The sequence below is a fragment of the Dactylococcopsis salina PCC 8305 genome, from assembly GCF_000317615.1.
GTDB classification, from domain to species: Bacteria; Cyanobacteriota; Cyanobacteriia; order Cyanobacteriales; family Rubidibacteraceae; genus Halothece; species Halothece salina.
In genome coordinates, this window is sequence record NC_019780.1 from 3032974 (window position 1) to 3047016 (window position 14043).

The window sequence follows — 14043 nt, forward strand, 5'->3', positions numbered from 1 at the left end:
AGAAACAAGTCAGATTTTGTTAGAAAGTTACGCCATAGCAGGGACAGGAATACTTAAGTGAGGATAGAGAGGGAAACGCTCACATAAGGTCGCCACTCGTTGTTTACACTGTTGCTTCATCGCTTCATCTTCGGGATTTTGCAATCGATCGGCGATAATGTTAGCAATTTCGGCAAAATCTTCAGTTTCCAAACCGCGAGTTGTCATTGCGGGAGAACCTAATCGTAAGCCACTGGTGACAAATGGCGATTCAGGATCAAAGGGAACTGTATTTTTATTCGCTGTAATATTAATTCCACTGACTAATTGATCCGCTTGTTTTCCAGTTAAACCCACCGATCGCAGATCAACCAGTAACAGATGATTTTCGGTGCCGCCAGAAACGACTTTTAAGCCCCGACTTTGTAATTGTTTCGCCATTGCTTGAGCATTAGCAATTACCTGTCCAGAATACGCCTTAAACTCAGGGGTAAGTGCTTCCCCAAACGCCACTGCTTTCCCAGCGACCACATGCTCTAATGGACCGCCTTGCGTACCTGGGAAAACAGATTTATTGAATTTTTTCCCTAACTCTGGATCACGGGTGAGAATTAATCCCCCACGCGGCCCCCGTAAGGTTTTATGGGTAGTGGTTGTTACAACATCACAGTGAGGAACTGGGTTAGGATGATGACCACTGGCAACTAAACCCGCAATATGAGCAATGTCCGCTAAGAGGTACGCTCCCACTTCATCCGCGATCGCGCGGAATTTTTCAAAGTTAATAATCCGAGGATAAGCAGAGTAGCCACAGATAATTAACTTTGGACGCTCTTTCCGAGCCAATTCTAAAATGTGGTCATAGTCCAGTTGTTCAGTTTCTTGACTAACCCCATAATGCACCGCTTCAAACCATTTCCCAGAAACGTTAACAGGAGAACCATGGGTGAGGTGTCCACCGTGCGATAAATCCATCCCCATGATTTTATCCCCAGGATTGAGGAGGGTAAGGAAAACCGCGAAGTTGGCTTGAGCGCCAGAGTGAGGTTGAACATTAGCACTCGCTGCGCCAAACAGTTCTTTCGCGCGATCGATGGCGAGTTGTTCAATTTGGTCAATAAACTCACAGCCACCATAATAGCGTTTTCCTGGGAGTCCTTCCGCATATTTATTGGTTAAAACCGACCCTTGAGTCGCCATTACCGCAGCCGAAGTAAAGTTTTCACTAGCGATAAGTTCTAAATGTTCTCTTTGTCGTCCTAATTCTTTCTGCATCATTCCCGATACCGTCGGGTCAGTTTGTGCCAGAAAATCTAAATTACTTTGTGTCACAGTCATACAATTCCTATGTAATGATTCTCTACTTTAGCTACTTTAACGCGATTTGTGAGCTTAATCAGTACCATAAAACGCCCAGTCGCCTCGCATAGCTATATTACAGCGAATCTCTCGCCAAGGCAAAACTTTTCTCCAACTCCCTTAAAAGCAAAAGACCCGGAAACAAGCGCCTATCATAAGCATCCCTTATTGCTGCTACCTTCCGGTTCTGACAAGGTTCGGGCGTTATGATCGCGCTAGTCCGGATCATTTAAACCATAACATAAGTTTTTCCAAAAAGGCGACTATTCCACAACAATACACCACTGATGGAGTTCATAAGTGACACAACCGTTTTTAACTAAGGGATCATTCTCAACAATTGTTTGTGCTTCTTCTAAGCTCTCCGCTTCAAATAACAGCATTCCGCCACCCATATCTCCCCAATAGCCAGTTCGCGCTTGATGTCCGTTGGCGATTAATTTTCGCACATACTCAACATGAGCGGGAACATATTGATCAAAGATCGGTTTTTCTACAATTCCTGATTCAATTTTGACAAATAAAGGCATTTACTCGCTCGATCGTTAATAATAGACAACTGAAAATTTATTTTCAATTTACTCTAAAAAGTAGGTTGGGTGAAGGGAAGCGAAACCCAACAACAATCAGTGACCAGTTAAGCAGTTACCAGTTACCAGTAGTTCTCAAACTTAATTAGTAACAGTAAATGCTCGATCACTTATTAATTTACTGGTCACTGGTCACTGATTACTGATTACTGATCACTGGTCACTGGTCACTGATTACTGATCACTGGTCACTGGTCACTGGTCACTGATTACTGATCACTGGTCACTGGTCACTGATCACTGAGCAAATAGAGACTTAATTTTGCTCTTTTAAGGCACTATTTTTAGGTAACTCTTTTGGCGAATTTGCCACATAACCTTTGTAATTTTGTAAGATTTCGCTGGCGATTTTTACCACCTCTATATCTGCATCTTTTTGCGCTAGTTTTAAGTAAGGAATTACCGCTTCAGAACGGATTTTTCCTAAAGATTTTACCGCTAACTTTCGCACCCAAAATGCTCGATCGCGCTGGAGTTCTCCTAAACTTTCAATCCCTTGTTTTACCTGATTATTTAAACTTTGATCAGCGATTAGTTTTCCGAAAACGATAGCGACAGCCGCACGAACTCGATCGTCCTCATCATAAGTATAGGCTTGAACTTGAGGAATCGCGATCGAATTACCGTCTTTTCCCCAAGTTATTAACTGTTCAACTATCCGTTTTTTTTTGAGTCACTTTCATTTTCATCAAAGAGATCAAACAAGCTGTCTAATTCTTCATCCCCTGTACTTTTGCTTTGAGTTTTATTCTGTTCTTTTGGAGATTCATCATCAGAAAACAATAAATCTAAATCTTCTATATTATCGGTTTCCTTACTGGAAGTAGAATCAGTTTCTTTGCTTTGGGTTTCGGAGGTTTCCGTGTCTTCAAAAAAGCGATCAAATTCGTCTTCTTCCTCTTCGGGAGAAACAATTAATGTTTCTGGAATAAAGTCATTATTATCACTTTGATTTTGAGTGGTGGTTTCTTCTTCTTCCACATCGGCGAAAAATGTATCAAATTCGTCTTCTCTCTCTAAAGATTGAACATTACTCGATGTTTGAGAACTCACTTCCTCTTCATCTTCAAAAAAGAACTCGTCTAACTCTTCTGCTTCTTCCTGAAGATTGGTTTCCGATTGAACATTAGAGGAACTCTCGCTTAACTGTTGACGAGTTTGTTCTAATTCCTGACGAATTTGTGTAACTTCTGCTTGTGCGTTTTCTTGTGCGACTGCTACTTCTTGTTGTACTCTTTCCCCAATCTGTTCCTCTATCTGTTGCTGATAGTCTTGTTGGAGACGTTGGGTTGTTTCTTCAATGCGTCTTTGATGGTCTTGTTCTAACTGTTTTTTCTGAGCTTCTAGTTGTTTCTGATACTTTTCTTTGGTTTGGGTCACTTCATTATTTTTCCAAACGAAAATTGCTCCCGCTCCGATCGCCAGACCAATTATAAAGCCAACAATAATCATCATTGATTTCTCTCCTCTAATATATTTAATATGATTTTTATCACTTAGCTTAACACTAATCGCAAAAAAAACAACTTTTAACTGAGGGCTTGCTGTTGGGAAACTGAAAATCTTACCAAATCCTGAACCTCCCGAAACAGTTGGGTTTGCTCCTAATTCTCTCACGCTTTCAGTCCCGATCGAGCGCCGAGGGGGAGAATTGATTTGTCTCTCTGTGATCGGATCACCACAAGCATCCGTTTCACGCTCACTGCAAGGTTCCAGTTCCAGTTGATTTTATCCCTGAAACATCCTCCCGAAGTTTCCCCAAGATCAGCTTTACCTTTAACAGGAATGCGAATTTTAGTTGAGAAGCGCGATCGCCCGTCTTCTGGTGTGTTTGGGAATACTCTCGCCCTCACTCGTCCTCATACGACACTTGCGGTACTATTAGAGTTAGGATTTATGATTCATCCTACTAAGTTTGAATGGATTATGAATCCGCAAGAGCAAGAAAAACTGGCAGCGACGATCACGCAAGGAATACAGGCTTTTTTCCGTTTTCTAAGTTCGCCGCCTCTCGCTTAAAAACGACTCTAGTTCTTTCCGTAATTCCTCGACTTGCGCTTGATAATTTTCTTGAACCGCTAACTGTTGACGAGTTTGTTCTAATTCCTGACGAATTTGCGTAACTTCTGCTTGTGCGTTTTCTTGTGCGACTGCTACTTCTTGTTGTACTCTTTCCTGAATCTGTTCTTCCATCTGTTGCTGATAGTTTTGTTGGAGGAGTTTGGTTGTTTCTTCAATGCGTCTTTGATGGTCTTGTTCTAACTGTTTTTTCTGAGCTTCTAGTTGTTTCTGATACTTTTCTTTGGTTTGGGTCACTTCATTATTTTTCCAAACGAAAACTGCTCCCGCTCCGATCGCCAGACCCGCCAGACCAATTATAATGCCAACAATAATCATCATTGATTTCTCTCCTCTAATATATTTAATATGATTTTTATCACTGAGCTTAACACTAATCGCAAAAAACAACTTTTAACTGAGATTCAGCTTTAGGCTTCTCTAAAATTTTACCGATTCAGTGCCATAAATCGTCTAGCTTAAAAAGACCAAATATGAAGCCTTTATTTCCCTCTATTCTCTGTGGACTAATTGCAACGACAACGCTCAGTTTTCCAGCGTTTGGAGACACTCCATCAGATTTCAATCTAGTTTATCCCCCACCGCAACACGAAACCACCGCCGATCGAATTTTTTTCATTGGTACAGCCTCCGCTACCGTTTACATTAACGGAAACCCGATTCCACAAAGTAAAGCTGGACATTTTGCTCCCAGTTTCCCCCTAAAAAGAGGAGAGAATAACTTTACTCTACGTTACAACAATCAAGAAAGAAAGATAACAGTTACTCGCGTTTCCCCTGTTCCTGAACCTCCCGAAACAGGTGGGTTTGCTCCTAATTCTCTCACGCCTTCAGTCCCGATCGAGCGCCGAGCAGGAGAATTGATTTGTCTCTCTGCGATCGGATCACCACAAGCACAAGTTTCAGTGACATTACAAGGAAATATAATTCCCCTTCTACCGCAATCACAGCATCCTTTACCCCCCAATTACGCGGTTTTAACGGGACAAAATGACCCTCTTCCTGAGCTTACCCAACTTTACCGAGGATGTTTCACCGCAACCGCGACGGGTAATCTCGGAAACCCGATTTATCAAATGCAATTAGACGAAAAAACGATCACCGCTTCTGATACCGCTAACATTACCATTCTTTCCCCAGAAGCGTTACCTGTGGTGGAAATTACTTCCCAATCGGGGGCTGCGCGTACGGGTCCTGGAACGAGCTATTCTCGTTTAACGCCACTTCCTCAAGGTACGATGGGAATTGTCGATGGAAGAGAGGGAGAATGGCTACGCTTGCGTTATGGGGGTTGGATTAATGCGGCGGAAACTCAAGTTAAACCGAATGCGGTTCAGCCTCAAACGGTGATTCGTAGCATTCAGGGAGAACAGAAGGAAAACGCGACAGAAGTGGTTTTTCCGCTACAAGTTCCAGTTCCAGTGAGCGTGAAACAAGGTAAAGAAACGTTTACCCTCACCCTTCACCATACTACGGCTCAAACCGATACGATCCGCTTCGATGATAACCCTTTCGTTGAACGTTTAGACTGGGAACAATTAGACTCCGATCGAGTGCGATATACGTTTCATCTCAAATCGGAACAACAATGGGGCTACCAATTGCGATATGAAGGGAGTCGTCTGATTTTATCCCTGAAACATCCTCCCGAAGTTTCCCCAAGATCAGCTTTACCTTTAACAGGAATGCGAATTTTAGTTGATCCTGGTCACGGCGGAGAAGAGTTGGGAGCAAGGGGACCCACTGGTTATCCCGAAAAATCAGTGAATCTGAAGGTTTCTCAGTTATTACGGGAGGAGTTGGAAAAACTCGGCGCAACGGTTTATCTGACGCGAGAAACCGATCGCTTTGTGTCTTTGGGGGAACGAGTGGCGATGATTAATGAACTCCAACCGACGATCGCCCTTTCGATCCACTATAATGCGCTTCCTGATGATGGAGACGCAATCAATACTTCTGGGATTGGGATGTTTTGGTACAATCCACCTGCTCACGATTTGGCGGTGTTTCTCCACAATTATTTAGTTGAGGAGCGCGATCGCCCGTCTTATGGTGTGTTTTGGAATACTCTCGCCCTCACTCGTCCTCATACGACACTTGCGGTACTATTAGAGTTAGGATTTATGATTCATCCCACTGAGTTTGAATGGATTATGAATCCGCAAGAGCAAGAAAAACTGGCAGCGACGATCGCGCAAGGAATACAGGTTTGGTGGCGAAAAAAGCATCAAGCAAGTCAGCGCTAACTAAACACTGTGGCAATTAGTTTGTCCAGCCTTTTTCTGCTTGATCCAAAACATAGGCGGCGACATCTCGAATCTGTTCGTCTGTTAATCGTCTTCCATAAGCGGGCATCGCGTTTTTGCCGTTTCTAACCTGTTGCGCGATCGCTGCCATGGAATCCATGTTATATTTTTCTAGAGCATCTTGACCTAAATGCTTATTGGCGATGACAGTGTTGAGGCCGCCTCGATGACATTGAGTGCAATTGGCTTGGGCGAGAAAAACTTTTTTTCCGTTTTCTAAGTTCGCCGCCTCTCGCTCAAAAACGACTTCCTTTTCCTCGGTTGTTGGAGTGGTCGATGTTTCTTCAGTTTTCGGGGCTTGGGATTGATTGTCTTCAGTTGCCTCAGAACGACCGCATCCACTGATTAAAAAAGTCACGACGAAAATAAGCGCAAGAATTTTTTTCAGATTCATTTTTAATTAACCTCCCGATTGATTTCTACAGGAAAACAGTCAGATGCTTCTTCTTTTTCTGCTTCCCTAGCTGCGATTTGATTATTGATCCAGCTTCCAATAAATGTGTCTAGGGAGAAGATTCCACCGCCATTAACCGCAAAGAAGAGAAACGCGGCTGCATAAATGGTCGCTAATTCTAAATAAGGAATACTAAAACCAGCCACTAAAACGTGATGGTAGTCAGCAATCGCCATGGTGAAAAAATTGAGTAAGGCGGCGGGTCGTGTGAACAATCCTAAAGCCACTAATGGGGCGGCAATTAGTTCTGTATAACCCGCAACATAGCTGAAAAAGATGGGAAAGGGTAAGCCAATGACTTCTACATAAGCCTCGGCGAATGATTCAACATCGGATAGTTTGTCAATCCCGTTGTGAATCATAAAAAGTCCTACGACGACTCTTAATATCGTCCATGTTCCTTGTGACCAGTAATTTGGTGTTAGGTTAGAACGAAAGATCGCGGATAATAGATTTGGCATCGGGTTCATCCCTCCTTTGGTTTCACTTTGAAATGCCATTAGGTTCTATTATTATTTTATAACTAATTAGTTATAAGCGACAACATAAGCCAAGAGAAGATGATGAGATTAAAACAAAGTTTGGGGTGATTCTGCTTGTTATTGGTGTTAGGATTTGTCTTAATTCCCCGTTTCAGTAATGCTCAAAGTATCGGTTTAGAGTCTCGCCTTTCCCGCTTGGAAGCAGAAGTGTTTCAGCGCGCGATCGCGCCTTTCTAACCTAGAATCTCAGATTTCGAGAGTCGATCGATCAGCGCCTTCTCCCTCTCCGTCTCTTCCTTCCCCACGCCAACAGACGATTAATCCTTCTTCGGAAATGTTCGATCGTCTCGCCACCTTGGTGATTGAACTCAAAGAAAGAGTACAAACTTTAGAAGCAAAAGTCTCCGAACTGGAAGAAAATCAGCAACAGCACGATAAGATAGGAGGGTGTAAAGAACGATAATAAATATAGATTTATGCTAATTGCAGGCTTATATTTGGCGTTAGGCGGACTCTATTTGCTGATTATTCCAGGTTTGACCTATTTTTATCTACAGCAACGCTGGTATGTTGCAAGCTCGATCGAGCGCACCTTTATGTATTTTCTCGTATTTTTCTTCTTTCCAGGGTTACTGCTACTCAGTCCATTTTTGAATTTTCGCCCCAAACGTCGAGAAATTTAAACCTCGGATTAGTGCCTCCTGAAAACAGATATGGAGACAAGGGAGACAAGGGAGACAAGGGAGACAAGGGAGACAAGAGAGACAAGAGAGACAAGGGAGCGATTTTTCTTCCCCATCTTCCCCATCTCCCCCATCTCCCCCATCTCCCCCATCTCCCCCATCTTCCCCAAACTTGGGGGTTAGGGGGCAAAGTTACCTCATTAAATCGTACAAGAGAAGTAATGTATGCGACGAATAGACGCGATCGGACTCACATTAGGCGTTTTCATTGCTGGGGGAGTCGCCTATCTCCTCTTGCGAGTTTTTGGATTAAGTTCCCAAAATGCAGGAGTTTGGAGTCAAGTGTTATTAGTCGCCGCCTTAATCGGTTGGGTGAGTACCTATATTTTTCGGGTAGTCACGCAAGATATGACTTATAATAAACAACTCCGAGACTATGAAGAAGCAGTGATTCAAAAACGCTTAGAAGAAATGACAAACGAAGAATTGGAACAACTGCAAAAAGAAGTGGAAGCAGAAAAAGCCGCTGAATCTTCTTCTACTGAACAAACAGAAGATAAAAACGAACAATGAACACGGTTTCTCAATGTTTTCAAACCCTCCGTGAAAACGGAAAATGTGCCTTGATTCCTTTCCTTACCGCCGGTGATCCCGATTTAGAAACGACGGTAAAAGCCCTAGAATTGCTCGATCGCGCCGGTGCAGATTTAATCGAATTAGGCGTTCCCTATTCCGATCCCCTTGCCGATGGCCCCGTGATTCAAGCTGCCGCCACTCGTGCCTTAAAACAAGGAGTAAAACTAGAGGATGTGTTAGCAGTGGTGGAGACAGTGGGAAAGAAAATAACCGCCCCGATCGTCCTCTTTTCCTACTATAATCCCATTTATTATCAAGGAGTCCATTCCTTTCTCAGTCGTATCTCCCAAGCAGGAGTGAAAGGATTAGTCATTCCTGATATTCCCCTCGAAGAAGCGGAAACCGTATTAAACCCCGCCCAAGAATATGGCATTGAAGTCACCCTTTTAGTCGCCCCCACCTCTCCCGAAGCCAGAATCAGCGCGATCGCACAAAAATCTCAAGGCTTTGTCTATTTGGTTAGCGTTACTGGTGTCACAGGAACTCGCACCGAAGTGGGCGCAAGAGTCAAAGAATTATTACCCTTATTACGCGAGGCAACCGATAAACCCATTTGTGTTGGTTTTGGGGTTTCTCAGCCTGAACACGCAGCCCAAATTAAAGCCTGGGGGGCGGATGGGGTAATCGCAGGTAGTGCCTTTGTGCGTCGTTTAGCAGAAGCAGATTCCCCAGAAGCAGGATTAAAAGCAATAGAAACTTTTTGTCGGAGTTTGAAAGCCGCGATTTAATGCTAAATTAGCCTTGTTGATGTAGGTTGGGTGAAATGAAATGCAACCCAACACCTATGTAGGTTGGGTGAAATGAAATCTAATCCAACACCTATGTAGGTTGGGTGAAATGAAATCTAACCCAACACCTATATCTGTAGGTTGGGTGAAATGAAATGCAACCCAACACCTATGTAGGTTAGGTGAAATGAAATGTAACCCAACACCTATGTAGGTTAGGTGAAATGAAATCTAACCCAATACCTATGTATGTAGGTTGGGTGAAATGAAATGTAACCCAACACCAATCATCAATAAATAATTAATAGCAAAAACAATGACTTATACAATCGCACTCAAACAAGAAGAACAATATCGGATTTATATTCTATCCGATGAAGACAAACAAAGTCGCCTTGAAATTGTTCCTGAAAGAGGAGGAGTTGTCACCAGTTGGCGCATACAGGGACAAGAAATATTTTACATGGATTGGGAGCGATTTCAAGACCCAGAAAAAAGTGTTAGGGGAGGGATTCCGATTTTATTTCCCATCTGTGGGAATTTACCAGATGATCGATACCTTCACCAAGACACAGAATATCATTTAAAGCGTCATGGTTTCGCTCGTGATTTACCCTGGGAAGTGACCACAAGAAACACCGAAAATGGTGCAGCTTTGACGCTAGTTTTAAGGAGTAATGATGAAACGCGATCGAGTTATCCCTTCGATTTTGAAGTAACCTTCACCTATCGTTTAAAAGGAAATACCCTCACCCTAGATCAGACTTATCAGAATAATTCTAGTCAACCGATGCCTTTTTCTACAGGGTTACATCCCTACTTTGCGGTGACAGATAAAAATCAAATGACACTAGATATTCCCGCTACAGAATATAAAGATAACGTCGAACAAAAAACCTTTTCCTATGACGGTAAATTTGATCTGGAAAGAGACGAAATAGATGCTCAACTTCGTCCTTTATCCCGTCAAAAAACCAGTTTAGAATTGCCCGATCGAGGCTTTAAGATTAATTTAACTTTTTCCCCCGAATACACAACGGCGGTATTTTGGATAGTAAAAGGGAAAGACTTTGCTTGTCTCGAACCTTGGACAGCCCCTAGAAACGCCCTTAACACAGGAGAAGATTTATTAGTGATTCCAGCTTGGGAAAGTAAACAACTACAAGTCGTATTTGAAATCGCCTAAAATATGAGGGGTGAATAGCCCCCTACTTAAGCAAAATAAATATTGTCTTAGCCATGAGTTATTTACCCTTATTTGGTCGCATTTGTCTCTGTTTAATCTTCTTTCAAGGAGCATTTGGTAACTTCTCTGATTTCAGTGCTACTCAAGCAAGAATGGGAGAAATGGGTTTACCTTTACCCGCTTTATTGTTAGCTGGAAATATTATTTTTCAGTTCGTTGGTGCAATCTCACTTTTACTGGGATTTAAAGTGCAATGGGGAGCAGTAATTTTAATTGTGTTTCTCATTCCAACGACTCTCATTTTTCACGATTTTTGGGTTGATCCAGGGGAAAGAATCGCTTTTTTCAAAAACCTCGCTTTAATTGGCGGTTTGTTATTACTGATTCAAACTGGTGCTGGTGCGGTTAGTCTTGATTCAGAATAACTTATCGTCTTAAAAAAACTCAATGCTCGATCGCAATTTATACCACTTAAAAATTTCCAAAATTGTATTATTGATCAAAAGTAGGTTGGGTGGAGCGAAGCGAAACCCAACACCAATCAGTGACCAGTTAAGCAGTCACCAATTACCAATCGATTATTAATTCACTGCTTACTGATAAATGAAGTTTGATTGTAGAAAATAAGACAATTCCCATAGTTATTAAGTTGATAAGCATTGAAAAACTAGCAATAAAAGAATGAAACAATCCTCCCCTAATTTAATCGATCCTGATGACATTTCTCGTCCCAATGGTCAATTTTTAGGGTTTCCTTATTCCTTAGAAGAATCAACAATTGTATTTTTTCCAGTACCTTGGGATGCGACGACATCTTATGGCGCGGGAACAGCAAAAGGTTCGCAAGCAATTATTGAGGCATCTGTACAATTAGAACCAACAGATTACCATGTTTACGAAGCATGGAAAATCGGTCATTATACTCTACCAATTGATGAAAAAATTAGAGCCAAAAATGACAAAATGCGAGCAATAGCGAAAAATATTATCGAATATCAAGAAGCAGGAGGACATCATAACGATTCAACAATTCAGCCTGAGCTAGAAATCATTAACGAGGCTTCCGAAAAACTGAACGACTGGGTTTACGAACAAAGTTGTTTGCTCTTAGATCAGAATAAATTAATTGGTTTAATCGGCGGTGATCATAGTGTACCATTTGGTTTAATGAAAGCATTAAGCGAAAGATATAATCACTATGGAATTTTACAAATTGATGCTCATGCCGACTTAAGAAATGCCTATGAAGGGTTTACTTATTCTCATGCTTCCATCATGCACAATGCCTTAAAATTATCAGAAATTTCTCATTTAGTACAGGTAGGAATCAGAGATTTTTCTCAAGGAGAAATTGAACAAGCAAAAGCCGATAAACGAGCATATTGGTTTACAGATTGGGAAATGAAAAATAAAGCATATCAAGGGTATGTGTGGTTAGATCAATGCCAAGAAATTATTAATTGTTTACCCGAACAAGTTTATATTAGTTTCGATATTGATGGCTTAAATCCTCATTTTTGTCCTCATACAGGAACACCAGTTCCGGGTGGGTTAGACTTTAATCAAGCAATTTTTTTAATAGAAACGCTGGTAAAAGTAGGAAAACAAATCATTGGTTTTGATTTATGCGAAGTTTCTCCTAATCTCAAAAATCCTGACGATGAATGGGATGGAAATGTTGGCGCAAGACTGGCTTATAAATTAGCTAACTTTATGTTTGCTTCCCAGAGAAAAAATCAATCATCCTCGTAGGTTGGGTGAAATCAAATGTAACCCAACAGCAATTAAACACCAAATGTGTAGGTTGGGTGAAATCAAATGTAACCCAACAGCAATTAAACACCAAATGTGTAGGTTGGGTGAAATCAAATGTAATCCAACAGCAATCATAAGCAATTACCCGAACTTGATATTAATTATGAACACTCCGTTTTTAGATGCACTAAAAAAGAGTGGGAATCGTCCCCATGCCGCCTTTTATGTTCCTGGACATAAACAGGGAAAAGGAATCTCCGAAAAATTATCAGAATTATGGGGAGAAAAAGTGTTTCGCTACGACTTGCCAGAGTTACCAGAATTTGGAAATTTATTACCCGCAACAGGGGTGATGAAAACAGCACAAGACCTCGCCGCTAAAACCTTCGGTGCGGATCAAAGTTGGTTTTTAGCCAATGGTTCAACTTCTGGTGTTATGGCTGCTATCTTAGCCACCTGTAAAGACGGTGACAAAATTATACTACCCCGTACTGTTCATTCTTGTGCCATTGGGGGCTTAATTTTTTCGGGAGCGATTCCAATTTTTATCAATCCTGTCTATGATTCAAACTTTGATCTTCCCTATACCATCACTCCCGAAGCCGTTGAACAAACTCTTTCCCAAGATGATGATATTAAAGCGATTCTGGTCGTTTCTCCCACCTATCAAGGGGTATGCGCTGACATACCAACCTTAGCGAATCTTGCCCATTCCTACAATATTCCTCTCATTGTTGATGCCGCACATGGCGCTCATTTTGGCTTTCATTCTCAGTTTCCTCCCTCTCCTCTGGCTCTAGGAGCAGATGTGGTGATACAATCCCTCCATAAGACCCTCGGCGCACTGACTCAGGCTTCTTTGCTCCATTTGCAAGGAAAACGGGTGAATCCCGCATCGATCGAGTTTGCTTTACAGTGCTTACAGTCTAGTAGTCCGAGCCATTTATTATTAGCGTCTCTTGATGCAGCAAGAGAACAAGTGGAGACACAAGGAAACCAACTGTTAGACTCCGCCCTTGCTTTGTCAGAGGAAGCTCGATCGCAAATTAAAGCCCTCCCCAATATTAATCTCTTTTCTCCCGCTTGTCCTCAAGCCGGCTGCCAAGAATTAGACCGAACACGAATTACGATTGATGTGTCAGCACTGGGGTTAACTGGTTTTGCCGCCGATGAGATATTACATGATCAATTGGCTGTAACTGCGGAATTACCCACCGCTAAAACTCTCACTTTTGTGGTGACTTTTGGCAATTTTATAGATGATATTAACGCAGTAATTAATGGGTTAAGGCAATTGAAACAGGAAAGAGGACACAATACTGTATTGTCTCCGCAAATATCACGTTTGCCCCCGATCGGTCAATTTATTTCTCCAAGGGCGACATTTTTCGCATCTGAAAAAGCCTTACCTTTATCAGAAACAGTAGGAAAAATTAGTGCAGAATTACTGTGTCCTTATCCGCCAGGAATTCCTGTTTTAATGCCAGGAGAAATTATTACAAAAGAAGCAATAAAATATTTACAAGAAATGTTGACTTTCGGTAATCAAATTAGTATTCGAGGCTGTAGTGATAGCAGTTTAAATCAATTACAAGTGATGGATGAATAAATAAAAAACCCACCGCGAGGTGGGAGAAAAATGAACCTGGCACCGAGCTATTTTCCCAGACAGTGTCCCGTCAAGTATCTTCGCCGCTGCAGCGTTTCACACCCGAGTTCGGGATGGATCGGAGTGGTTCCACCGCGCCTTCAGCACCAGGAAAGGCTGTGATTCTGTCGGAAGCAGAACCTTGAAGACTGCACATC

General features: G+C 42.0%; 18 protein-coding genes, 1 rRNA gene, 1 other RNA gene and 1 pseudogene. 10 read left to right on the forward strand and 11 right to left on the reverse strand.

Annotated features, from left to right (window positions below):
* Positions 1-27: 27 nt before the first annotated feature.
* The 5 genes from glyA to DACSA_RS14570 form a co-directional block, all read right to left on the reverse strand.
* The gene (glyA, locus tag DACSA_RS14555) at positions 28-1311 is read right to left on the reverse strand and encodes a serine hydroxymethyltransferase (protein ID WP_041235919.1); all 1284 of its coding nucleotides are present in this window, start codon (positions 1309-1311) and stop codon (positions 28-30) included.
* Positions 1312-1467: 156 nt separating this feature from the next.
* An RNA gene (gene ffs, locus DACSA_RS18595) (signal recognition particle sRNA small type) lies at positions 1468-1565 on the reverse strand.
* 36 nt (positions 1566-1601) lie between these two features.
* On the reverse strand, positions 1602-1868 hold the full coding sequence (locus tag DACSA_RS14560) for a YciI family protein (RefSeq protein WP_015230489.1): 267 nt from the start codon (positions 1866-1868) through the stop codon (positions 1602-1604).
* A gap of 316 nt (positions 1869-2184) precedes the next feature.
* Positions 2185-2586 (reverse strand): sister chromatid cohesion protein PDS5, encoded by a 402-nt coding sequence (locus DACSA_RS20000; RefSeq protein ID WP_083874435.1) that lies wholly within the window; start codon positions 2584-2586, stop codon positions 2185-2187.
* On the reverse strand, positions 2583-3383 hold the full coding sequence (locus tag DACSA_RS14570; protein WP_015230491.1) for a hypothetical protein: 801 nt from the start codon (positions 3381-3383) through the stop codon (positions 2583-2585). Before DACSA_RS14570 ends, DACSA_RS20000 begins: the two co-directional genes overlap by 4 nt.
* Before the next feature lie 339 nt (positions 3384-3722).
* On the opposite strand from DACSA_RS14570, the pseudogene DACSA_RS23115 reads away from it, so the two are divergent.
* Positions 3723-3947, forward strand: a pseudogene (locus DACSA_RS23115) (N-acetylmuramoyl-L-alanine amidase); the annotation flags it as partial.
* Here the strand turns inward: DACSA_RS23115 and DACSA_RS14580 are convergent.
* A complete protein-coding gene (locus DACSA_RS14580) occupies positions 3924-4328 on the reverse strand; it encodes a hypothetical protein (protein ID WP_015230492.1) in 405 nt (134 codons plus the stop codon). The pseudogene DACSA_RS23115 and the gene DACSA_RS14580 sit on opposite strands and share 24 nt — an antisense overlap.
* A gap of 152 nt (positions 4329-4480) precedes the next feature.
* On the opposite strand from DACSA_RS14580, the gene DACSA_RS14585 reads away from it, so the two are divergent.
* Positions 4481-6253, forward strand: a complete 1773-nt coding sequence (locus DACSA_RS14585; protein WP_015230493.1) for an N-acetylmuramoyl-L-alanine amidase — start codon at positions 4481-4483, stop codon at positions 6251-6253.
* A 16-nt stretch (positions 6254-6269) separates the two neighbouring features.
* Here DACSA_RS14585 and DACSA_RS14590 read toward each other — a convergent pair whose 3' ends face one another.
* Together DACSA_RS14590 and DACSA_RS14595 are read right to left on the reverse strand one after the other, a co-directional pair.
* Positions 6270-6707: a c-type cytochrome gene (locus tag DACSA_RS14590; RefSeq protein WP_015230494.1), complete on the reverse strand. Its 438-nt coding sequence runs from the start codon at positions 6705-6707 to the stop codon at positions 6270-6272.
* A gap of 2 nt (positions 6708-6709) precedes the next feature.
* On the reverse strand, positions 6710-7228 hold the full coding sequence (locus tag DACSA_RS14595; protein ID WP_332248583.1) for a DoxX family protein: 519 nt from the start codon (positions 7226-7228) through the stop codon (positions 6710-6712).
* 135 nt (positions 7229-7363) lie between these two features.
* Here DACSA_RS14595 and DACSA_RS22640 point away from each other — a divergent pair, with 135 nt between their 5' ends.
* Entirely contained in the window at positions 7364-7486 is a 123-nt protein-coding gene (locus tag DACSA_RS22640) for a hypothetical protein (protein ID WP_269544608.1), read from the forward strand.
* Positions 7487-7495: 9 nt separating this feature from the next.
* On the opposite strand, the gene DACSA_RS22645 is transcribed toward DACSA_RS22640, so the two are convergent.
* Positions 7496-7621: a hypothetical protein gene (locus DACSA_RS22645; RefSeq protein ID WP_269544609.1), complete on the reverse strand. Its 126-nt coding sequence runs from the start codon at positions 7619-7621 to the stop codon at positions 7496-7498.
* Positions 7622-7725: 104 nt separating this feature from the next.
* Here DACSA_RS22645 and ndhL point away from each other — a divergent pair, with 104 nt between their 5' ends.
* Entirely contained in the window at positions 7726-7932 is a 207-nt protein-coding gene (gene ndhL, locus DACSA_RS14605; protein ID WP_015230496.1) for an NAD(P)H-quinone oxidoreductase subunit L, read from the forward strand.
* Positions 7933-7940: 8 nt separating this feature from the next.
* On the opposite strand, the gene DACSA_RS22285 is transcribed toward ndhL, so the two are convergent.
* Positions 7941-8093, reverse strand: coding sequence for a hypothetical protein (locus DACSA_RS22285; protein ID WP_156800815.1), 153 nt, complete (start codon positions 8091-8093; stop codon positions 7941-7943).
* 64 nt (positions 8094-8157) lie between these two features.
* Between DACSA_RS22285 and DACSA_RS14610 the strand changes: the two genes are divergently transcribed.
* From DACSA_RS14610 to DACSA_RS14635, 6 genes are all read left to right on the forward strand, one after another.
* Positions 8158-8505 carry a DUF3007 family protein gene (locus DACSA_RS14610; RefSeq protein ID WP_015230497.1) on the forward strand — a complete coding sequence of 116 codons (348 nt, stop codon included), beginning with the start codon at positions 8158-8160 and terminating at the stop codon, positions 8503-8505.
* A complete protein-coding gene (gene trpA / locus DACSA_RS14615) occupies positions 8502-9296 on the forward strand; it encodes a tryptophan synthase subunit alpha (RefSeq protein ID WP_015230498.1) in 795 nt (264 codons plus the stop codon). Before DACSA_RS14610 ends, trpA begins: the two co-directional genes overlap by 4 nt.
* A gap of 316 nt (positions 9297-9612) precedes the next feature.
* Positions 9613-10482 (forward strand): aldose epimerase family protein, encoded by an 870-nt coding sequence (locus DACSA_RS14620; protein ID WP_015230499.1) that lies wholly within the window; start codon positions 9613-9615, stop codon positions 10480-10482.
* 53 nt (positions 10483-10535) lie between these two features.
* Entirely contained in the window at positions 10536-10907 is a 372-nt protein-coding gene (locus DACSA_RS14625; protein ID WP_015230500.1) for a DoxX family protein, read from the forward strand.
* Between the two features lie 256 nt (positions 10908-11163).
* Positions 11164-12234, forward strand: a complete 1071-nt coding sequence (locus tag DACSA_RS14630; RefSeq protein WP_015230501.1) for an agmatinase family protein — start codon at positions 11164-11166, stop codon at positions 12232-12234.
* A 166-nt stretch (positions 12235-12400) separates the two neighbouring features.
* A complete protein-coding gene (locus DACSA_RS14635; RefSeq protein ID WP_015230502.1) occupies positions 12401-13846 on the forward strand; it encodes an aminotransferase class I/II-fold pyridoxal phosphate-dependent enzyme in 1446 nt (481 codons plus the stop codon).
* Between the two features lie 34 nt (positions 13847-13880).
* Here DACSA_RS14635 and rrf read toward each other — a convergent pair.
* Positions 13881-13997: ribosomal RNA gene (rrf, locus tag DACSA_RS14640) — 5S ribosomal RNA — on the reverse strand.
* Between the last annotated feature and the right edge of the window lie 46 nt (positions 13998-14043).